Source organism: Streptomyces sp. NPDC004031 (assembly GCF_053604375.1).
Genome location: NZ_JBSGHL010000012.1, coordinates 38,320 through 59,527, shown reverse-complemented (window position 1 = coordinate 59,527; position 21,208 = coordinate 38,320). Strand labels below are relative to the sequence as shown.

The 21,208-nt window shown below is 73.1% G+C and carries 12 protein-coding genes; 5 read left to right on the top strand and 7 right to left on the bottom strand.

What is annotated here, in order from left to right:
• Positions 1–46 precede the first annotated feature (46 nt).
• The 7 genes from ACWERV_RS10170 to ACWERV_RS10140 form a co-directional block, all read right to left on the bottom strand.
• The gene (locus tag ACWERV_RS10170; RefSeq protein WP_452931079.1) at positions 47–3,694 is read right to left on the bottom strand and encodes a glycoside hydrolase family 3 C-terminal domain-containing protein; all 3,648 of its coding nucleotides are present in this window, start codon (positions 3,692–3,694) and stop codon (positions 47–49) included.
• A 237-nt stretch (positions 3,695–3,931) separates the two neighbouring features.
• The gene (locus tag ACWERV_RS10165) at positions 3,932–6,193 is read right to left on the bottom strand and encodes an ROK family protein (RefSeq protein ID WP_452931077.1); all 2,262 of its coding nucleotides are present in this window, start codon (positions 6,191–6,193) and stop codon (positions 3,932–3,934) included.
• A complete protein-coding gene (locus tag ACWERV_RS10160; RefSeq protein WP_452931074.1) occupies positions 6,186–9,353 on the bottom strand; it encodes an alpha-mannosidase in 3,168 nt (1,055 codons plus the stop codon). Before ACWERV_RS10160 ends, ACWERV_RS10165 begins: the two co-directional genes overlap by 8 nt.
• A 258-nt stretch (positions 9,354–9,611) precedes the next feature.
• Positions 9,612–10,688 (bottom strand): Gfo/Idh/MocA family protein, encoded by a 1,077-nt coding sequence (locus tag ACWERV_RS10155; protein WP_452931071.1) that lies wholly within the window; start codon positions 10,686–10,688, stop codon positions 9,612–9,614.
• Positions 10,673–11,326, bottom strand: coding sequence for a ThuA domain-containing protein (locus ACWERV_RS10150; protein WP_452931068.1), 654 nt, complete (start codon positions 11,324–11,326; stop codon positions 10,673–10,675). The genes ACWERV_RS10155 and ACWERV_RS10150 overlap by 16 nt, the downstream gene beginning before the upstream one ends.
• The gene (locus ACWERV_RS10145; protein WP_452931065.1) at positions 11,323–12,642 is read right to left on the bottom strand and encodes an enolase C-terminal domain-like protein; all 1,320 of its coding nucleotides are present in this window, start codon (positions 12,640–12,642) and stop codon (positions 11,323–11,325) included. Before ACWERV_RS10145 ends, ACWERV_RS10150 begins: the two co-directional genes overlap by 4 nt.
• 224 nt (positions 12,643–12,866) lie before the next feature.
• A complete protein-coding gene (locus tag ACWERV_RS10140; RefSeq protein WP_452931062.1) occupies positions 12,867–13,649 on the bottom strand; it encodes an IclR family transcriptional regulator in 783 nt (260 codons plus the stop codon).
• 214 nt (positions 13,650–13,863) lie between these two features.
• Here ACWERV_RS10140 and ACWERV_RS10135 point away from each other — a divergent pair, with 214 nt between their 5' ends.
• The 5 genes from ACWERV_RS10135 to ACWERV_RS10115 all read left to right on the top strand — a co-directional run bounded on the left by ACWERV_RS10135 (position 13,864) and on the right by ACWERV_RS10115 (position 21,127).
• The gene (locus tag ACWERV_RS10135) at positions 13,864–15,207 is read left to right on the top strand and encodes an ABC transporter substrate-binding protein (protein ID WP_398177951.1); all 1,344 of its coding nucleotides are present in this window, start codon (positions 13,864–13,866) and stop codon (positions 15,205–15,207) included.
• Entirely contained in the window at positions 15,204–16,205 is a 1,002-nt protein-coding gene (locus tag ACWERV_RS10130) for a carbohydrate ABC transporter permease (protein ID WP_452931059.1), read from the top strand. Before ACWERV_RS10135 ends, ACWERV_RS10130 begins: the two co-directional genes overlap by 4 nt.
• Entirely contained in the window at positions 16,202–17,104 is a 903-nt protein-coding gene (locus ACWERV_RS10125) for a carbohydrate ABC transporter permease (RefSeq protein WP_452931056.1), read from the top strand. The genes ACWERV_RS10130 and ACWERV_RS10125 overlap by 4 nt, the downstream gene beginning before the upstream one ends.
• Entirely contained in the window at positions 17,104–17,955 is an 852-nt protein-coding gene (locus ACWERV_RS10120) for an NAD-dependent epimerase/dehydratase family protein (RefSeq protein WP_452931053.1), read from the top strand. Before ACWERV_RS10125 ends, ACWERV_RS10120 begins: the two co-directional genes overlap by 1 nt.
• A 79-nt stretch (positions 17,956–18,034) precedes the next feature.
• On the top strand, positions 18,035–21,127 hold the full coding sequence (locus tag ACWERV_RS10115; protein ID WP_452931050.1) for an alpha-mannosidase: 3,093 nt from the start codon (positions 18,035–18,037) through the stop codon (positions 21,125–21,127).
• Positions 21,128–21,208: the final 81 nt, after the last annotated feature.

Here is a 21,208-nt window from a genome sequence, read left to right as displayed (position 1 = left end):
GGGATCACCGGGAGGGGCGGCCGCCGTCGTGTGCGCCGCGGGCGGGTCAGCCGCCGATCGCGACCGAGAACAGGTGCATGCCGACCTGGTGGTCGATCTGCCCCTTGCTGACGTCCGGCAGGGTGATCGCCTGCACGGTCTTGCCCGGCAGCAGGTCCACGGTCGCCGCGGACATGTGCACGGTCTGCGTCTGCTGCCCGCCGCCGTTGTTCAGGTACGGCGTGCTGGCGGCGAAGTCGCTGCCCTGCGAGGGTGATCCGGCCCACCAGTCCGACAGCGCCAGCGCGTACGTCTGGGTCGTGCCGTCGGTGTAGAGGATCACGCCGGTGCCGGAGGTGGAGCCGAAGGTGCTGGTGCCGACGAAGCCGAGCTTGCTGCCGGTGCCGGTGATCTGGACGGCCTGGCCGCCCGCCACGACGTTGTCGGGCTCGCCGGTGCCCGCGGTGGCGGGCCAGGGGAAGGACAGCCCGTCGTGGACGGTGCTCTTCCCCGCCGTCCAGCCCTGTGCGGCGAGCGCCTGGAGGGAGAAGCTGGCGCCCTCGGCGTCGATGCTGCCGGTCTTGGTGTCGGCGTCGTCGCTGATGCCGGAGTTGTCGAAGGCGGCGGCGAAGGAGGCGTACGGCACGGTGACCGGGGCCTGGGCGCCGTAGTCGCCGCCGGGGGTGCTGACGGTCGCGCCGAGCGTGAGGTTGTCGGGCTTCGCCCCGTCGGGGACGGTCACGTTCCACCGGGTGGTGACCGACTGCCCGGGGCCGACCTCGCCGAAGACGTCCGGGGTGGCGGCGGTGGCCTGCCAGCCGTCCGGGACGGTGAGCCCCACGGCCACGTTCTGCACGGCCTGCGGGCTGCCGTTGGTGTACGTGGTCGTCGCCGTGACGGTGCTGCCCGCGGCGGCGACGGGCGGTGCGGTGAGGGTCAGCGTGTCGCGGACGACGATCGGCGCGGAGCCGGTGACGCCGCCGACGGTGGCCGACAGGGTCGCGACGCCGTCGGCGACCGCGTGCACGGTGCCGTCCGCGTCGACCGAGGCGACCGCCGGGTCGCTGCTGGCGTAGCGGACCTTGGTCTTCGTCAGGTCCACGAAGGACTGGTCGTTGTTGACCGCCTCCACGACGCCGTCGGCGGTGATCGAGGTGTCGCGCTGCTCCCGGGTGTGGTCGGTGTCGTCCTTGATCCACCGGTTCTTCCCGGCGAGCGAGAAGGTGGCGCCCGCCTCCAGCACCACGTTCTCCGGCTGGACGGTGACGGTCTGCACCTTCGGGGTGAGGGTGCCGGTGACCTTGACCTTGGTGCTGCCCGCGGGGTGCGCGGAGTCGGGGCCGACGGAGAAGCGGTAGCCGCCGGCGGGCACGGTCTGCCGGGAGGCGGCGGCGTCCCACACCGCGAGGTCGGCGGCCGCGACGGTGAAGGTGAGGTGCTGGGACTTCCCCGGCCCGAGCACCTTGGTCTTGCCGAAGCCCGCGAGCCGCTGCTGCGGCATGTCGATGCCGGGCACGTCGAACGGCGTGGCGGCGTAGAGCTGGGCGACGGCCGCGCCGGGGGTCTTCCCGGTGTTGGTGACGTCCACGCCGATCTTCACGGTGCCGTCCGCGGTGATCGAGGACTTGTTCGCGGTGATGTTCCTGTACGAGAAGGTGGTGTAGCTCAGGCCGTAGCCGAAGGGGTAGGTCGGCTCGCCGGTGAAGTACTGGTAGGTACGGCCGAGTCCGCCGGTCTCGGCCGGGGTGAGGCCGTAGTTCTGCTTGTCGGGGAGCTGCGAGTCGTCCTTGTACCAGGTGAAGTTGAGGTGCGCCGACGGATTCTGCTTCCCGAAGAGGACGTCGGCGAGCGCGGTGCCCTGGTCCTGGCCGTTGTAGCCGCTGAAGAGGACCGAGGAGACCTTGTCCTGCACGTCGTCGATCGTGACCGGGCCGTCGGACTGGATGACCAGCGCCGTCCTGTCGTTGCCGAGGGCGGCGGTCTGGTCGATGAGCGAGCGGTAGTTGCCGGGCATCGCGAGGTTGTCGCGGTCGTTGCCCTCGTCGCCGTTGGCCTGGGTGGTGCCGACGAAGACCACGACCAGGTCGGCGGCCTTGATCGCGTCCTTGGTGGCGTCGCTGAGCACGGCCGGGCCGGTCGCGGTCGAGGAGGTGCCGGCCGCGTCGTAGACCACGGAGGCGTACGGGTCGACCGAGTGGACCGCGTTGAGCACGCCGCGCAGCGGGGTCGTGGTGTGGGTGGGCTTGCCGGAGTAGAGGCCGAGGGTCGTGGTGTCGGCGAGGTCGCCGAGGACGACGACCTTCTTGGCCTTGGTGACGTCCACCGGCAGCAGCGGCGCCTTGGCTGCGGCCGGCTTCCCGTTCTTCAGCAGCACCAGCGAGTTGTCGGCGACCTTGGTGGCCAGCGCCTGGTGCGCGGGGCTCTCCACCTGGTCCTTGGTGATCTTCGTGTACGGCACCGAGCCCGCCGGGTCGAACTCGCCGGTGGCCATCCGCACGCTGAAGACCTGCACCAGCGCGGTGTCCACGACGCCCTCGCCGAGCGCGCCGGAGGCGATGGCCTCCTGGATGTTCGCGGTGGTGGCCTCGTCGCCGGTGCAGTTCAGGTCGGTGCCGGCGCGCAGGGCGTAGGCCTGGCTGCCGGCCTGGCCGGAGAGCTTCTTGCCGGTCGCGGTCTCGGTCCAGGTGGGGCTGTCGGCGTGGTCGGTGGTCCAGCCGGGCGGCGCCCAGTCGTGGCCGCCGGGGAACTGCCGCCAGCCGGTGCCGACGGCGCCGCAGTCGGAGGTGATGTAGCCGTCGAAGCCGAAGGTGCGCCGGGCCAGTTCGTCGGTGGTGTACGTGTCGGCGACCGAGGGGGTGCCGTTGATCGCGTTGTACGACGTCATGAGGCCCGCGACATGCGCCTGCTCGATGAGGTCGCGGAACTGCGCGGTGTAGTAGTCGCGCAGCTCGCTGTCGCTCACGTCGGAGCTGATGCCGGTGCGGTTGTCCTCGACGTTGTTGAGGGCGTAGTGCTTGGCGGTCGCGGCGACCTTGAGGTAGCCCGTGGGGGAGCTGCCGTCCTGGTTGTTGCCCTGGTAGCCGTCGATGAACTGGCCCGCCATCTGGCCGACGAAGTACGGGTCCTCGCCGAAGGCCTCGTCGGTGCGGCCCCAGCGCGGGTCGCGGTCCAGGTTGACGGTGGGCGCCCAGAAGGTGAGCGAGCCGTAGTCGTCGGCCGAGGGCCCGAGGTTGTTCTGCCCCTTGCCGAACAGCGACTTGTCGAGGAAGCCGCGGATCTCGTCGGAGATCGCCGTGGTCTCCTGGTACATCAGGTCCTTGTCCCAGGACATCGACGAGGCGAAGTTGACCGGGAAGCTGGTCGCCGCCGGGTTCAGCTCGCCCTGGCCGCCCGCCGCGGTGTCCGCGCCGAGCCGGTTGACGCCGTGCTGGCCCTCGCTCCAGTAGGTGTACTGCTGGACGCCGAGCCGCGGAATGGCGGGGGCGTTGTTCGTGCTGAGCTGCTGGACCTTCTCCTGGAGCGTCATCCGGGACACCAGGTCCGCGGCGCGCTCCTCGAAGGAGTAGTGGGTGTCCAGGTAGATCGGGGTGGCCGCGGCCGTCGCGCGGGGGGTGCCGGCCACGGCCGCGGCGCCGCTCCCCGCGGTCAACGCGGCCGCGCACGCCAGGGCGCACGCGACGGCGACTCCCGGGCGCCGGCGCTTTCGCTGGTCCATCCTGCCTCCGTACGTCATCGAGCAGGGACCCGGGCCGCTCCGCGACTTTCGTCCAAGTCCGGAGAAAGGTCCGGGCAGTGCGGTAACAACTGGGCAGTGTGTGGCCAGTTCTGATGCAAGGTCAAGACGTATGCGCGAAATTATCCGATGAATAATGCTGGAAAATGGCATGCCGGATCACGCAAATTGCGCAAGTTCCTTGCAATGACACGGTGGCGACGGGCCCGGCAGCACTGCTCAGGGGCGGTCCCGGCCGCGCAGCCGCGGGGTGAAGGTGGCGTGGAAGATCGTCGAGGCCGCGCCGACCGCCGCGGCCTCCGCGCTGAGCACCGACGGCTCCACCTCGACCTGCCGCAGCCGGCGCGCCTGCGGGAAGTCGTTGACCACCCGGCGGATCTCGTCCAGGTAGTAGGACGCGGTGTCGTCGGTGAAGAAGGGGCCGCCCAGCACGATCAGGTCGATGTCCAGCAGATCGACCAGGCCCAGCGCGCCGCGCCCGACCGCGCCCGCGACCTCGCGCAGCGCGGCGACCGCCGCCGGGTCGCCGCCCGCCGCCGCCCGTCCCACCGCGCGGTAGGCCGCCGACGAGCCGCCCGGCGGCGGCAGGTCGGCGCCGCCCGCCGCCCGCAGGCCCAGCCGCGCCGCGGCCTCGGGGACGGACACCGGCGGATTGCACTCCGGCAGCAGCTCGGGCTTGCCGTCCGGGCCGACCCGACCCAGCGCGACCGCGCACAGCTGGCCGAACTCCCCCGCGTTGGCGCTCACCCCGCGGTAGATGTCGCCGTTGAGATAGAGGCCGGAGCCCACCCCCGTACCGAGGTAGAGGTACGCGAAGTCGCGCGCCCGGCGGTCGCGGCCGATCCACCGCTCCCCCGCCGCCGCGGCCAGCGAGTCCTTCTCGATGATCACCGGGCAGGGGAAGTGGTCCTGGAGCAGGTAGAGCAGCGGCAGGTCGTTCCACGCCGACATCAGCGGCGGGTCCAGCACGGTGCCCGACGCGATGTCGACCGGGCCGGGCACGGCGACGCCGATACCGAGGAAGCCGTCCTCGCGCACCGCGCCGCGCGCCTTCTCCAGCGCCTCCCGGCCCAGCGCGACGACCTGCGCGACGAAGTCGCCCGGGTCGATGTCGGCGCTGACCGGCCGGGTGCAGGTGCACACGAGGGCGCCGTCCAGGTCGATGACCACCGCGGTGATGACCTCGGGATCGATGTGCAGGCCCAGCGCGTGCGCCGCGCTGCCGCACAGCCGCACCGGGGTGCGTGGCTTGCCCGAGGTCGCCCGGCGCTGCGCGTCCTCGACGAGGATGCCGCGGTCCAGCAGCGACCGGGCGATCCGGGAGACGGACTGCTGGGTCAGGCCCGTGCGGTGCGCGATCTCGCCGCGGGTGATGGTGCCGGCCAGCCGCACCGCCTCGATCACCACGCACTCGTTGAACGAGCCCAGGTCGATCTGGTTGACACCGCTGGAGGACACCTGGCGTGGGACCGCTCCCAGAACGGCGGCGTCCGGGACCGCCGTCCGCGGTGCGCGCAGGTGCCCGGCGACGCTCTCCCGCAGCCAGCCCACCGGGCCCTCGGACTGCTGGAGCGCGGCGATCAGGTCGAGGTAGACGCGGCGCGAGGACTCCGGGTGGCTGGTGCTGTCCAGGGCGACCATCGCGCGCAGGAAGCCGCGCCAGGACGAGCGGGCCGGCAGCAGATGCCGGCTGGGGCCGCCCGGCGCCGCCGCGGGCGGCACATCCGGCACGGCCGCGTCGTCCCACAGCGTCACGGCGTGCAGCGCGATGTCCGGGTGGTGCCCGGCCGCGGCCGCGAGGAAGGCGGCGAGCCCGTCCGGGCCGGGCTGCCGGGGTGCGGCGGCGCGGCCTGCGGGGCGCCGCTCCTCCAGCGCCCGGCCCAGCCCGGCCAGCACGTCCTCGCCGATCACGGTCGCGGCCGGGCCCGGCGCGGCTACCGGGCGGCTGCGGGTCCCGGCCAGCAGCACCGCGCGGCGGGCGTCGGCGTAGAGGCCGAGCACCCACACGTCGGGGCCGGGCAGCGGCGGGACGGTCGGCACCTCGGGGCCGGGCCCGGCGGCGTCCGGGGTGAGGCGCCAGCGGCGGCGGATGGCGGCCACCGTGGCGTGCGACAGGCCCAGTTCGCGGGCGATGGCCCGGCCCGCGCCGCTGCCGCCGGGGGCGAGCAGGGCGCGGGTGACGACCTCGGCCTCGTCGACGGTGGCGGGCCGGCCGGTGCGCGGGCGCTGCTCCAGGCCGCGCAGTCCGGCGCTCTGCCAGCGGTGCCGCCAGGTGCCGACGGTCTGCCGGGAGATGCCGAGGCGGCGGGCGATCTCGGCGTCCCGCACGCCCTCCTCGGCGAGCAGCACCACCCGGGCGCGGACCGCGAGCGGCCCGCCCTCGGCGGCCCACCCGCGCAGGACCTCGCGGCTGCCGGAGCGCGGGTCCGCCTGCTCCTCCGGCTCTCCGGCGACGGCGGTGACGGTGCGGACCTCAGTCACGGCCCACCCCCTGCGCGGCGGCCGGGGTCAGCCGCAGCGTGAGGATCTGGAAGGGGCGCAGGGTGAGCGGTACGCCGTCGGCGGCGTGCGGGCGGGGGCTCAGCGGGGACTCCAGCAGGTCGGTTTCGTGGACGGCGGCGACGGGGAAGCCGGCCGCAAGCGTGGCACGCGCGCGGCCACCACGCGATTCATACAGTCTGACAACGATGTCTCCGCTGCGGTCGTCGGCCAGCTTGACCGTCTCGACCAGCACGTCCGGGTGGTCCACCGCGACCAGCGGCTCCTGCGGCAGCGCGGGACCGGGCCGCAGCGGCAGCGCGAGCGCGTAGCCCTCGGCGACGGCGTCGCCGACCCCGGCCCCCGGGCGCAGGGTGTGCCGGAAGTGCTGGACACCGCGGTCGGCGTGCGGGTCGGGGCTGTGCGGGGCGCGCAGCAGGGTGCTGCGGACGACCGTGGTGGTGCCGCCGTCGGCGCGGGTGTGCCGGGTGACGTCGTAGCCGTAGCCCGCGTCACCGGCCAGGGCGACGCCGAAACCGTGCTCGCCGACGTGGATCCAGCGCTGGGCGGCGGCCTCCTGGTGGGCGGCGTCCTGTGCGGTGTTCTCGTGCGTGGGGCGGGTGACGTGCCCGAACTGCACCTCGGCGCGGGTGTTCTCGGCGTGCACGTCGAGCGGCCAGGCGGCCTTGAGCACGGTGTCCTGCTCGCGCCAGTCGATCTCGGTGTCCACCGCGAGCGCCCGGCTGCCCGCGCCGAGCGCGAGGTCCTGGACGACGGTGGAGCGGCCGGTGCCGCGCGTCACCCGCACGACGGCGAGCAGCGGTCCGGCCGCCCGCACCTCGACCCGCTCGGCGGTGTCGAGGTCGCGGCGGGTGGCGCGGTAGCCGGGGTCGAGCTGCAGCGCGCTCCAGCCGGCGGGTTCGTCGCGGTGCAGCTGGAGCAGGTTGCCCGCCTCGCCGGGGGCGATGGCGTCGCGCCCGGTGGCCAGGTCGACCGCGGAGCGCACCAGGCCGTGGGCGTCCACACGGACCCGCAGCAGCCCGTTGTCCAGGACGTGCCCCCCGTCCTCCGCGGGGGTGACGGTGACCGGGGCGGTGCCGTCGAGCGGGAGTCCGGCGGGGCCGGCGCCGAGGGCGGGCGCCTGCGCCAGGACGGCCACCTTGCCGTCGGGCAGCGGCTGCGCGGTGGGGTAGAAGGTGCCGGTCCCGGCCTCGGGGGCGGGGAGCACGGCGACCTCACGGCGGGCGTGCGGCGCGGAGTTGAGCACGTAGGTGCCCTCGGGGTCGCCGGCCGCGCGCCGGACGAGCCGGTCGAGGCGGCGGTGGACGTCGCGGTGGGTCTGCTCGGCCTCCTCGTGCACCCAGGCGATCGAGGTGCCGGGCAGGATGTCGTGGCACTGCTGGAGCAGCACCTTCTTCCACAGCCGTTCCAGCTCCTGGTAGGGGTAGCTGACGCCGAGCCGCACCGCGGCGGTCGCCGACCACAGCTCGGCCTCGTGCAGCAGCGCCTCGCTGCGCCGGTTGCCGCGCTTGGTGCGGGCCTGGCTGGTGTACGCACCGGTGTGCGGGGTGAGGTCGATCTCGCCGCGCCACACCGGGGCGGCCACGCAGGACTCTCCCCCGGCGGGTCCGGCCGGTGCGCCCGCGGGGGCGGCGTACTCGGCGGCGGCGTCGCGGAAGAAGTGGCCGGGCTGGCGGAGCGTCACGCGCGGGGCTCCGTCGAGGTCGGCGAGGCGGCGGGCGCGTTCCAGCATCGCGCGGTCGGGCCCGCCGTCGCTGCGGCCGAAGGGCAGCAGGGAGCGGGTGGCCAGGCCCTTCTCGGCGAAGCCGGCGACGGCGTCCGCGGTGTCCCCGGCGGTCAGCTCGCTGCCCTCGGGTCCGCCGGGGGCGAGGTGGGTGAACAGCCGGGTGCCGTCGAGGCCTTCCCACCAGAAGGTGTGGTGGGCGGGGCCGCAGCCCGGGTCGGGGCGGCGGCTGAGGAACCAGGTGGCGCCGGACAGCGCGGCGATCTGCGGGAAGGCGGCGGAGGCCCCGGAGGCGTCGGGCAGCCAGACCCCGTCGGCCTCGACGCCCAGCTCGTCGCGGAAGAAGCGCCGCCCGTAGACGAACTGCCGCACCAGCGCCTCGCCGCCGGGCAGTTCGGCGTCGGCCTCGACCCACATGCCGCCGACCGGCGCCCAGGTGCCGTGCGCGACGGCCTTGCGTATCCGCTCGAAGACGTGCGGGTGGTGCTCCTTGGTCCAGGCGTAGTGCTGGGCGGCGGAGGCGGCGACGATCAGCTCGGGGTATTCCTCGGCGAGCGCGGCCATGGTGCTGAAGGTGCGGGCGCACTTGCGCACGGTCTCGCGCACCGGCCACAGCCAGGCGGAGTCGATGTGGGCGTGGCCGACGGCGTCCAGGTGATGGGCGGAGTCGTGGGCCGGGCGGGCGAGCAGCGGGGCGAGGACGCCGCGGGCGCGGGCCGCGGTCCGGCCGACCGCGCGCGGGTCGACGGCGGCGACCGCGCGCTCCAGGCCGACGGCGATCTCGTACCGCCGCGGGGCGTCGGCGGGCAGTGCGCGCATCAGGCCGAGCAGTGTCTCGACGTCGTGGACGAGCTGCCAGACGTCCTCGTCGCGGATGGCCAGGTCTGCCCGGCGCAGCCGGAACAGCGGGGTGTCGCCGGCGGTCGCGGGGTCGCCGTAGCGGGTGCCGGCGCCGCTGCCGCCCTCGATGCGGGGGTTGGCCGCGGCCTCGACGAGCAGCCGGACGCTCTCGCCGCCGGACGCCGAGCGGTGCAGCAGCACCGCGCCGAGCCCGGGGTGCAGGCCTTGCAGCGGGATGCCGTGGGCGTCGTGGACGAGGGCCTCGGCGCGGCCGCCGTACTCCCCGGCGCCCTCCTCGGAGCCGAGGTCGACGAGCGCCTCGACGCGGCGCCCGGCCCAGCGCTCGGGCACGGTCGCACGGACGTCGAACCAGCTGGTCGCCCAGGGGCGGCCCCAGGGCTCGCCCACGGTGAAGGGGGTGTAGTCGGCACGCAGGGCCACCTCGGCGGGCACCGGTTCGCCGGCGATGTGCCAGGCGCCGACGTCCATGGGCAGCCGCTGCGGATAGAGCGCGGGGCGCAGCCTGTCGGCGAGGAAGGCGGCCGTGCGCTCTTCCCCGGAAGTGGTCCGGTCATGCATGGGCAGCCCTTCCTGTCCAGCCAGTAACCGCTATGTAAAACCATGTGTGTTATCAAGTCAACGCTTACGACACTTTCGGCTTTCCTGCTGGTCGTGACCTGCGAAGACGTATACGTCAGGCGAATTAACCGCCGCGCCGCGCATTCTTCGGACATTAATTGACGTGACATCGTGGAGACGAAAAGGCGGCGGAGGTACCGGCCCCCATGACCGGTCCCTCCGCCGCCTTCCCTGCCCGTGCCGCCGCTGGTGGCGGGCTTACGTGAGCGGCACCGCCGCCGGGCGCTCGCAGGAGGTGGCGACCGGCAGCGACCGCCCCTCGTGCGCCGCGTCCAGCAGGGTGAGCATCACGTCCAGGACGTGCTCGGCGAGTTCGCCCGACGCCAGGTGCGGGCGGTCGCCGGCCACGGCGTCGGCGAGGTCCGCGAGCCCGGTGCCGCGTCCGGCGCCACGGTGCCCCGCGGAGACCGGCAGCTCCTGCCACGCGCCGCCGGTGAACAGCTCCACCGGGCCGTCGAAGCCGTTCGGGTCCGGCACCCCGAGCGAGCCCCGCGTGCCGTGCACCTCGATCCGCGGCAGGTGGGCGGCGTGGATGTCGAAGCTCATCACCAGCGTGGACAGCGCGCCGCCCGCGTGCTCCAGCACGCCCGTGACGTGCGTGTCGACCTCGACCGGGAAGCGCTGCCCGGCCCGCGGCCCGCTGCCGATCTCCCGCTCGGCGCGCGGGGTGCTGGCCGCGCCGGTCGCCCGGACGACCGGGCCGAGCAGGTGCACCAGCGCCGAGAGGTAGTACGGGCCCATGTCCAGCAGCGGGCCGCCGCCCGGCCGGTAGTAGAACTCCGGGTCCGGGTGCCAGGCCTCGTGGCCCGCGGTGGTCATGAAGGCGGTCGCGGCGACGGGCCGGCCGATCAGCCCGTCGTCGACCGCCTTGCGCGCGGTCTGGGTGCCGGTGCCGAGCACGGTGTCGGGCGCGCTGCCGACCCGTACGCCCGCGGTGCGCGCGGCGGCCAGGACGGCGGTGGCCTCCGCGCGGGTCGCGGCGAGCGGCTTCTCGCCGTAGACGTGCTTGCCCGCCGCGATCGCGGCGAGCGCGACCTCGGCGTGCACGGCCGGGATCGTCAGGTTGAGCACCGCGTCCACGTCGTCGCGCGCGACCAGTTCGGCGACGTCGCCCGCGACCTCGGCGCCGGCCGAAGCGGCGGCCTCCTTCGCGCGCTCCGGGTCGAGGTCGGTGACGGCGGTCAGCCGCAGGGTCTCCAGCCGGGCGATGGTGTCGAGGTACTGGCCGCTGATCTTGCCGGCCCCGACCATGCCTATCCTCAGCGGCTCGCCCACAGAAGTCCCCTCTCGGTGATCGCCCGCACCTCGGGCACGTCGAAGTCGTCGGCCTTGTGGCCGATGGCGGAGACGAAGACCCGTCCCGCGCCGTGCGTCCTGGTCCACACCTGCGGCATGACCACGTCCCGCGAGCGGTCCCCGGCGGCCGGGAAGACCGAGGTGGCCAGCACCTCGCTCGCCGGGTCGGTCGACATGAAGTAGTGCTCGGTGTGGACGGCGAAGTCCTTCAGGCCCGCGGTGATCTCGTGGCCGCCGTCCGCCAGTTCGACGGTGTAGTCGACGAAGCCGGCCGGGTGCATGAGGAACTGGCCGCCGGTCAGCTGGGCGTAGTCCAGGTCGCCGCGGAAGGAGTCCAGGACCCCGCCGTGCCAGCCGGCGAAGCCGGTGCCCGCGCGCACCGCCGCGGACAGGCCGCGGCTCTGCCCGGGGGTGATCTCGCCCATGGTCCAGCACTGGACGACCAGGTCGGTACCGGCCAGCAGGGCCTCGTCGGTGTAGACGTCGAGCGAGTCGGAGATCTCGACGGCGAAGCCGTTCTCCTCCAGGAAGGGCAGGAAGAGGCCGGTGATCTCCACCGGGCTGTGCCCCTCCCAGCCGCCCCGGACGACAAGGGCCTTCCGTACGGATTCGGTCACGGGCGTTGCACGCTCCCATCGGTGTTGCGCAGCAGGGCCCACCGGTCGTGGGCCAGCGGTTCGGGTACCGGGTACCGGCGTGCGGCGGCCTCGTCGAAGTCGACGCCGTGCCCGGGGGTCTCGTGCGGGCGCAGGCCCCCGCCCTCCGCCACGACCGTACCCGGGAAGACCTCGTGCACCGGCGGCTTGAAGACGGCCGCCTCCTGCACCCCGAAGGCGTGACTGGAGATGTCCATGGCCAGGGTCGCGGCCTGCGCGACCGGGCTGACGTCGGCCGGGCCGTGCGGCGCCAGGCGTACCCCGCGCAGCTCGCACATCGCCGCGATCTTGCGCGCCGGGGTCAGTCCGCCGAGCGTGGGGACCCTGATCCGGGCGAAGTCGATGTCGGGTCCGGCGAGCAGCGCGGTGAACTGCGCCGGGTCGTGGAAGAGTTCGCCGACCGCGAGGGGGACGGGCGAGGCGTCGTGCAGCCGCTTGAAGTGGCCGGCGTCCTCGGGGGCGAGCAGGTCCTCCACGAAGTACATCCGGGCGTCCTCGACACGGCGCAGGAACTCCCGGGCCTGCCGCGGGTCGAGGCGCTCGTGGACGTCGTGCAGCAGCTCGACGTCGTCGCCGACCAGCTCGCGGACCCGGGTGAGGACGGGCGGGACGTGCCGCAGGTAGCCGGCGCTGTCCCACGGCACGCGCCGCTCGTGCACCGCCTGCGGATCTGCCGCGCCGCCGCCCGCGGTGCCGTAGGTGTCGGCGCCGGGCACCGCGGCCTGGATCCGGACGTGCCGGTAGCCGCGCTCGCGGGCGGCCAGCACCTTGTCGGCGATCTCGGCGGCGTCCTGGCCGTCGACGTGCGTGTAGGCCTCGGCGAAGGCCCGGACCCGGCCGCCGAACAGCGAGTGCAGCGGGGCCCCGAGGCGCTTGGCCTTCAGGTCCCACAGGGCGACGTCGACACCGCCGAGGGCGTTGCCGGTGACGGAGCCGCCGCGCCAGTAGCCGCTGTTGAGCAGCAGCCGGTGGATGTCCTCGATGTCGTCGGGGTCGCGCCCAACCAGCATCGGGGCGACGTAGTCGTCGAGGACCGACCGGACGGCCAGCGTACGCTGGGGGTCGCTCGCACAGCCGAGGCCGTAGAGTCCGGGGTCGTCGGTCTCGACCCGGACGATGAGGTGCGGACAGCCGTGCGGGGCTGTCAGGAACGTGCGAACGGCCGTGATGCGTACGGCGGCTCCGCGCTCCTCGACCCAGGGTGCGGGGGCGAGGACGACGGGACGGCCGGGGTCGGTGCCGGTATGGCTGTCGGTGCCGGCATCAGGCAATGCCATGTGGGACTCCCACGTACAGATAGCAGAATGTCGTACTGCCATCCGAACGTATGGAGGGCGGTCGACAGTTGTCAATGCCTGTCCGCGGCCGCCACCCGGTCACCCGTCAACAACCCTGCGGTCAGCGGGAGTTGGTCTGCGGGAGGCGGCAGGGCATGCCGCGGCACGCACCGGCGGCGCGGAGGGGACGCCGGGGCGTGCCGGGAGCGACTGGGGGCGGCCGGTCAGTGCTGGCCGAGGCGTTTGAGCAGGGTGCTGAGGCTGTGCGCGGCCTCGGTGACGGCCTGCGCGACCTCTTCCAGCCGGGCGTCGTCCATCCGGCTCTTGGGGGCGGAGCAGCTGATCGCGTCCATGCCCTGGCCGCCGCCGAGCGGCACCGCGACACAGCGGATGTCGACGGAGTTCTCGCCGTCGTCGGTCGCCCAGCCGCGCAGCCGGGTCTCGGCGAGCTGGGCCAGGAAGGCGTCGGGGTCGGTCACCGTGCTGGGGGTCAGCCGCTCCAGCGGCCAGTCCAGCCGGCGCTGCACTTCGGCCGGATCGAGCTGCGAGAGTACCGCCTTGCCCAGCCCGGTGGCGTGCGCGGGCAGCCGGCGGCCGACCGCCGAGTACATCCGTAGCGCATGTCTGGACTCGCGTTTGGCCAGGTAGACGACGTGCGTGCCATCCAGCCTGCCCAGGTGCACCGCCTCGCCGGTCTCCTCGGCGAGCGCGTCCAGCACCGGCCCGGCCAGGCTCGTGACGTCGTCGCCCTCCAGGTAGGCGGTGCCCGTCAGCAGCGCCTTCAGACCGATGCCGTAGCGCGTGCCCGACGCGTCCAGGTCGACCCATCTGCGGGCCTCCATGGTCCGCAGGATCGCATGCAGGCTGCTCTTCGGCACGGACATCGCCGCGGCCATCTCCGCCAGTGAGAGCCGGGCCCCCTGCACCCCGAGCAGCTCCAGCACTTCCAGCACGCGCGCCGCGGACTTGACCTCTTCCGGCTTCCGTCCGCGCGCCGCTTCTGCCACCGATTCCACTGATCCTCCGCTCCCCGCGCCGACGCCTCTCGGCCGCGCTGTGCCCATCTCACCTCAGCGCGCGTCTTGACGCTATACCAAACACGACCCTAAGTTCAGGGACTCCAACGTCATTCGGTCTTCTGAACGACCGAAGCCTAGGTAGGGGCCCATGCGCACACCATTCGCACGTTTTACCCCGAAAACGAGACTTGCCGCGGGAGCGGTGGCGGCCGTCCTGTCGATGAGCCCGCTCGCCGCGTGCGGCGGCGGCTCCTCCGGTGGCGGCGACGCCAAGTCGCTGACCATGTGGACCTTCAAGCAGTCCCACGTGGCGGCGCTGAAGAACGCGGCGGCGGAGTTCAAGAAGCAGACCGGCATCACGGTGAACGTCCAGGCGTACGGCCCGGACGACGCCTACACCACCAAGGTGCAGGCCGCCGCCAAGACGCACGACCTGCCCGACGTCCTGGAGGTGCACTCCGACGGCGAGGACTTCGCGCTCGGTGCCACCGGCATCACCAAGGACATCGCCAAGGACGTCGGCAGCGACTGGAGCGGCCTGTACCAGAAGGGCGTCCAGACCTCCGGCACGGTGACCCCCGCGCACTACAAGGAGTCGGTCCCCACCGACTCCAAGTCGCACGGCGTCAAGGAGGGCCAGCGCTTCAGCGTGCCGCTGACCTCGGGCACCTTCGGCATCATCATGGGCAACAAGAAGATGCTGGCCGCGGCGGGCGTCACCAAGCCCCCGGCCAGCTACGAGGAGTGGCTCGCCGACCTCAAGGCGACGACCGACAAGGACCCGAAGAACGGCGGCGTCTCCCTCGGTCTGAAGGTCAAGGCCACCGGCCTGACCTGGGCGCTCCAGCCGCTGGCCTTCGGCGAGCTGGGCAAGGACAAGTACCAGGCGCTGTGGAACAAGGACGCCGCCACGGACTTCGCCTCGCCCGACGGCCAGAAGGTGCTCGCCGACTACGCGAAGATGCAGCCGTACTGGATGCCCGGCACCCAGACCCTGGACATCGACGCGGCCGACCAGGCCTTCGCCCAGGGCAAGTCGGCCTGGGACATCGGCGGCACCTTCACGCTGGCCTTCCTCCAGCAGAACGGCATGAACCCCGACGACGTCATGGCCTTCGGCTTCCCCGGCCCGCAGTCCGGCGCGGTGCCCAAGCCGGCGCTCGCCCCGCTCGCCCTGACCGGCCTGGCCGTCACCTCCACCAGCGCGCACCCTGACAACGCGCTCAAGTGGATGAAGTTCCTGGGCCAGCCCGACGTCGCCTCGAAGTTCGCCAAGGACGCCACCGAGGTGCCCTCCACCGAACTCGGCGCGGACGCCGCCTCGGTGATGGGCGCGACCCTCGCCGACATGACCAAGGCCTTCGAGGGGACCCCGGAGAACACCTACGACCCGAACGTCGCCGACTTCCGGCCGCCGGGCTACGACCAGGACTCGATGGCGGAGATCCTCGCCGACCTCACGCCGCTGAAGCAGAAGGGCGTGGACGCCACCGGCAAGGCCCTGGCCAAGCTGAACAACAACTTCTGGGCGACGGCGAACAAGTGAGCACCGCACCCCGTCCCGTACTGACGGAGACGGCCGCCGCCGGCCGGGGCGCCCCCCGGCCGGCGGACGCGGCCGGCCCCGCGGGCGGCCGCCGTATGCGCCGCCGCACCTACGAGGCCTTCTCCGGTTATCTGTTCGTCGCCCCGGCCGTGATCCTCTTCGCGGTCATGGGCCTGTACACGGTGGGCTACGGCTTCATGCTCAGCTTCGCCCGGTGGAACGGCTTCGCGCCGCACTGGGACTGGGTGGGCCTGCAGAACTACAAGGATCTGCTCTGGCAGAACCCCGCCTACGCCCCCCGGCTGCACCACGCCGCGAAGCACACGCTCTACGTGATGATCTTCGTACCGCTGCTGACCGTGCTGGTGTCCTTCCCGCTCGCGGTGCTGCTCAACTCCGCCAAGCGGATGCAGGGCCTGCTGCGCTCGGTCTACTTCGTGCCGTACGTGACCAGCGGCGTCGCGGTGTTCTTCGCCTGGCAGTACATCCTCCAGCCGGACGGCGCGATCAACACCGTGCTGAGCAGTCTGGGCATGGGCTCGCTCAGCCAGCCGCAGGGCTGGCTCGGCAACCCGGACACCGCGCTGCCGACGATGATCGTCGTCACGGTGTGGGGCGCGGTGCCGGTCGCGATGCTGCTGTACCTGACGGGGCTCCAGGGCATCGACCGCAGCGTGCTGGAGGCCGCGCAGCTCGACGGCGCGGGCTGGTGGCGCACCAATGTCTCGGTGGTGTGGCCGCTGGTGCGGCCGATCACCTCGATCGTGGTGCTGCTCAACCTGCGCGACTCGCTGCAAGGCTTCCAGACCTTCCTGGTGATGACCAACGGCGGCCCCGGGGACCACACCAACGTGCTGGGCCTCGAGGCCTACCGGCTGGCCTTCCTCAAGGACCTCGCGCCGACGCTGGGCCTGGCGAGCGCGCTGGGCTGGCTGCTGTTCGCCGCCGCGCTGGTCATCGCGCTGATCAACCTGCGAGTCATGCGGAGCAAAACATGACAACGATTTCCCTCGGCTCGGGGACGGGCCGCGGCAGCGGAGACGCACACCGCAAGGACGGCGCCGCGGCGGCCCGCGCCCGCAGGGTCAGTGCCCGGGTACTGGTCGGGGTGCTGCTCGCGCTCTACGGCGTGATCAGCATCTACCCCTTCCTGTGGATGGTGTCGGCGGCCTTCAAGGACCAGATCGAGGTGGTCCGCGGCGGCCATCTGATCCCGCACCACCCGACGCTGGACACCCTCACCAGCACGTGGAACCAGCTGCACTTCTTCCGCTACTTCATGAACAGCCTGGAAGTCACCCTGCTGACCGTGGTGCTGACCCTGGTGGTCTACGCGGCCGCCGGCTACGCCTTCGCGGTGCTGGACTTCCCCGGCCGCGGCGCGCTCCAGAAGCTGTTCGTCGCGCTGCTGTTCGTGCCCGGCGTGACGGTGATGCTGCCGATCGTGCTGCTGGAGAACAAGATGGGCATCCTCGGCACCCACATGGGGCTGGTGCTGCCCTTCGTCAACGGCGGCGCACCGCTGTCGGTGCTGCTGATGACCGGTGCCTTCGCCTCCGTGCCGAAGGAGCTGCGCGAGTCGGCGCGGGTGGACGGGGCGAACGAGTTCCACATCTTCACCCGCATCTACCTGCCGCTGACCCGCCCGGCGCTCATCACGGTGGCGCTGATCACCGCGATCCCCACCTGGAACGAGTACCTGCTGACCCGGGTGTCGCTCAACGACCCGAACACCTACACGCTGCCGCTGGGCCTGCAGACCCTCGCCTCGGAGAACGTGCCGCACTACAACAACCTGATGGCCGGCGCGCTCATCGTCGTGGTGCCGGTGGTCCTGCTCTTCCTGGCCCTGCAGCGCTACTTCGTCAACGGCCTGGTCGGGGCGGTGAAGGGCTGATGCGGATCCTCGTGACCGGCGCCGCCGGCCACATCGGCGGCCATGTCACCGAAGAGCTGCTCACGGCGGGCCACGAGCTGGTGCTCACCGACCTGCTGCCGGTGGACGAGCCGCGCGCGCTGCGGGTGCACACCGGCGACCTGCGGGACGCCGACCTGGTGAGCAAGGCCGTCGAGGGCGTGGACGCGGTCGTCCACCTGGGGGCGATCCCGCACCCCAACGTGCCCGACCACAGCGCGATGTTCGCCGCCAACTGCCTCTCCGCGCACCGGGTGTTCGACGAGGCCGGCCGCTCCGGGGTCCGCCGCGTGGTGGCCGCCTCCAGCATGGCGGCGGCCGGCCTCGCGTGGTCCCCGGTGCCGGTCTCGCCGTCCTACGTGCCGCTGGACGAGGGGCACCCGAGCCTGGTGCGCGACCCGTACGGGCTGTCCAAGGTGGTGCTGGAGGAGATCGCCCGGACGGCGCACCGGCGCTGGGGGCTGGACGCGGTGTGCATGCGCTTCCCGTTCACCGGCACCGGCGACCGGCTCGCGGACTTCCTGGCCACCTGCGCGGCCGACCCCGCGGCGCAGCGGCACGACCTGTGGGGCTGGCTGCACACGGACGACGCGGCGCGGGCGATCCGGCTCGCCGTCGAGGGCGACGTGACCGGCTGCCACGTCGTCAACGTCACCGCCGCCGACACCACGTCGGCCGTGCCCTCGGCGGAACTGATGGCCGCGCACCACCCCGGCGTACCCGTACCGCCCTCGGTCACGGGGCACGCGAGCCTGTTCGACACGACGGCATGCACCGATCTGCTGGGGTTCGTCCCCCGGCTCACCTGGCGTACCACCGAAGGAGAGAGCTGATGTCGCACGCATCCCCCTCCCGCCGCTGACCGCACCCTCCCCCGGCCCTCGGCAAACCCCCAGCAGAAAGAGCACACCAGTGCATGACGACCGGCATATCGTCGAAGAGCGGATCACCAAATTCCTCGCGCAGGTGGTCAGGCCCGCCCTCTACCGCGACCCGGTGGACCTGGACCTGACCGTCTGGCACGTCCCGGGCGAACCCGTCCCGGTGGCGGACGCCCTGGCCGCCGCGTACGAGCCGACGGCGATCGGCGAGACCTGGGGCGGCCCCTGGTCGACCAGCTGGCTCAAGGCCACCGGCCGGGTCCCGCAGGAGTGGGCGGGCCATCGCGTCGAGGCCGTCTTCGACCTGGGCTTCGACCCCACCAAGGGGCCGGGCGGGCAGGCGGAGGGCTTCGCCCACGACGCCTCCGGCTCCCCCTTGCAGGGGCTGCACCCGCACCACCGCAGTGTGCTGCTCGCCGAGTCCGCCGCGGGCGGCGAGCCGGTGGAGCTGCTGGTGGAGCTGGCCGCCAACCCGATGATCGAGGGCGCGAAGTCGGTCGGGACGTGGTTCGGCTCCAAGGAGACCGCGGGCACCGAGCACCTCTACCAGCTGCGCGAGGCGCACATCGCGGTGCGCGAGAACACCGTCTGGCACCTGCTGCACGACATGGAGGTGCTCGACGAGCTGATGCGCGAGCTGCCCGTGGGCGGCTCACGGCGGCACGAGATCCTGCGCGCGCTGGCGCACGCGATCGACGCGGTCGACGTGCGGGACGTCGCGGGCACCGCGCAGGCCGCCCGCGACCGGCTCGCCGACGTGCTGTCCCGCCCGGCATACGCGTCCGCGCACACCGTCACCGCGGTCGGCCACGCGCACATCGACTCGGCGTGGCTGTGGCCGATCCGGGAGACGGTGCGCAAGTGCGCCCGCACCTTCACCAACATGACGACGCTCGCCGAGGAATACCCCGAGCTGGTCTTCGCGTGCTCGTCCGCGCAGCAGTACGCGTGGATCAAGGAGCGCCGCCCGGAGATCTTCGAGCGCATCAAGAAGGCGATCACCGAAGGCAACTGGGCGCCGGTCGGCGGCATGTGGGTGGAGGCCGACGGCAATCTGCCCGGCGGCGAGGCGCTGGCCCGGCAGCTGGTCTTCGGCCGCCGCTTCTTCGCCGAGGAGTTCGGCCTGGAGCAGGAGGGCGTGTGGCTGCCGGACTCCTTCGGCTACACCGCCGCCTACCCGCAGCTGGCCACCCTCGCCGGGGCCAAGTGGTTCCTCACGCAGAAGCTGTCGTGGAACGAGACCAACCGGCTGCCGCACCACACCTTCGCGTGGGAGGGCATCGACGGCACCCGCATCTTCACCCACTTCCCGCCCGTCGACACCTACAACGCGAGCCTGACCGGCGCCGAACTGGCGCACGCCGAGAACAACTTCGCCGACAAGGGCGCCGCGACCCGCTCGCTGGCCCCGTTCGGCTTCGGTGACGGCGGCGGCGGCCCCACCCGCGAGATGCTGGAGAAGGCCCGGCGGCTGCGCGACCTGGAGGGCTCCACCCGCGTCGAGGTCGGCCACCCGGAGGACTTCTTCGCCGCCGCCCGCGCGGAGTACGAGAAGCTGCCGGTCTGGCGCGGCGAGCTGTACCTGGAGAACCACCGCGGCACGTACACCAGCCAGGCCCGCACCAAGCACGGCAACCGGCGCGCCGAGGCGCTGCTGCGCGAGGCCGAGCTGTGGTCGGTGGCCGCGGCGGTGCGGGGCGGGGCGCCCTACCCGTACGAGAAGCTGGAGTCGATCTGGCAGCGGGTGCTGCTGCACCAGTTCCACGACATCCTGCCCGGCTCGTCGATCGCCTGGGTGCACCAGGAGGCCGAGAAGGTGCACGGCGAACTCCAGGCGGAGCTGGCCGAGGTGATCGGGACCGCGCTGGACGGCGGCGAGGGGGTGGCGTTCTTCAACGCCGGGCCCTACGCGCGCCGCGAGGTCGCGCTGCTGCCGGAGGGCATGCACACCGAGGGCGGCCAGCGGCTGTCCGACGGGCGGCAGGCCGTGCTGGTCGAGGCGCCCGCGCTGGGCAGCGGCCGGGCCGTCGATCCCGCCGGTACCCAGGCCGTGACCGCGGTCGCCGAGGACGGCACGATCACCCTCGACAACGGGGTGCTGCGGGTCGTCGTCGACGCCCAGGGCCTGGTGCGCTCGGCGTACGACCTGCGGGCGCGCCGCGAGGCCATCGCACCGGGCGCCGCGGGCAACCTGCTCCAGCTGCACCCGGACGACCCGAACCTGTGGAGCGCCTGGAACATCGACGGCTACTACCGCGACACCGTCCGGGACCTCACCGACGCGGTGTCCGTCGAGATCGCCGAGTCCGGTCCGCTGCTGGCGTCGGTACGGGTGGAGCGCGCGTTCGGCGACTCGCACCTGGTGCAGCACCTGGAGCTGACGGCGGGCAGCGACCGGCTGGCCGTCAGGACCGACATCGACTGGCAGGAGCGCGACACCCTGCTCAAGGCCGCCTGGCCGGTCAACGTGCACGCCGAGACCGAGAGCGCGGAGATCCAGTTCGGCCACGTCCGCCGCCCCACGCACGAGAACACCAGCTGGGACGCGGCCCGCTTCGAGCTGTGGGCGCACCGCTGGGTGCACCTCGGCGAGCACAACTGGGGCGCCGCGGTCGTCAACGACTCCACCTACGGCCACGACGTGTCCCGCACCACCCGCGAGGACGGCGGCACCACGACCACGCTGCGGCTGTCGCTGCTGCGCTCCCCGCACAGCCCCGACCCGCAGGCCGACCGCGGCCGGCACAGCTTCGGCTACGCGCTCGTCGTCGGCGCCGGGGTCGGCGACGCCGTCGCCGCGGGCTACGCCTTCAACCTGCCGCTGCGCCCCGCGGGCGCGGCGCCGGCCGGCGGGCCCGCGCTCGTCACCGTCGACAACCCGGACATCACCGTGGAGACGGTCAAGCTCGCCGACGACCGCAGCGGCGACGTCGTGGTGCGGCTGTACGAGTCGCGCGGCGGCGCCGCCCGCGGTGTGCTGCACACCGGCTTCGCCCTGGCCGGGGCCGAGGTCACCGACCTGCTGGAGAACCCGGTGGAGCCGGTCGCGGCCGGCGCCGACGGCGGACTGCCGCTGGAGCTGCGGCCCTTCCAGATCCTGACCCTCCGGCTGCGCCGGGCCTGATCCCGCGCCACCCCTGAACGGCCGCGCCGCCCCCTGCCGACGGGGGCGGCGCGGTCCGGGCCCGCCCCGGGCCGGTCCGCC

Coding starts and splice junctions, on each gene's coding strand:
- ACWERV_RS10170 (WP_452931079.1), bottom strand. CDS start 3,694: ATGGACCAGCGAAAGCGCCGGCGCCCGGGAGTCGCCGTCGCGTGCGCC.
- ACWERV_RS10160 (WP_452931074.1), bottom strand. CDS start 9,353: ATGCATGACCGGACCACTTCCGGGGAAGAGCGCACGGCCGCCTTCCTC.
- ACWERV_RS10145 (WP_452931065.1), bottom strand. CDS start 12,642: ATGGCATTGCCTGATGCCGGCACCGACAGCCATACCGGCACCGACCCC.
- ACWERV_RS10125 (WP_452931056.1), top strand. CDS start 16,202: ATGACAACGATTTCCCTCGGCTCGGGGACGGGCCGCGGCAGCGGAGAC.
- ACWERV_RS10120 (WP_452931053.1), top strand. CDS start 17,104: ATGCGGATCCTCGTGACCGGCGCCGCCGGCCACATCGGCGGCCATGTC.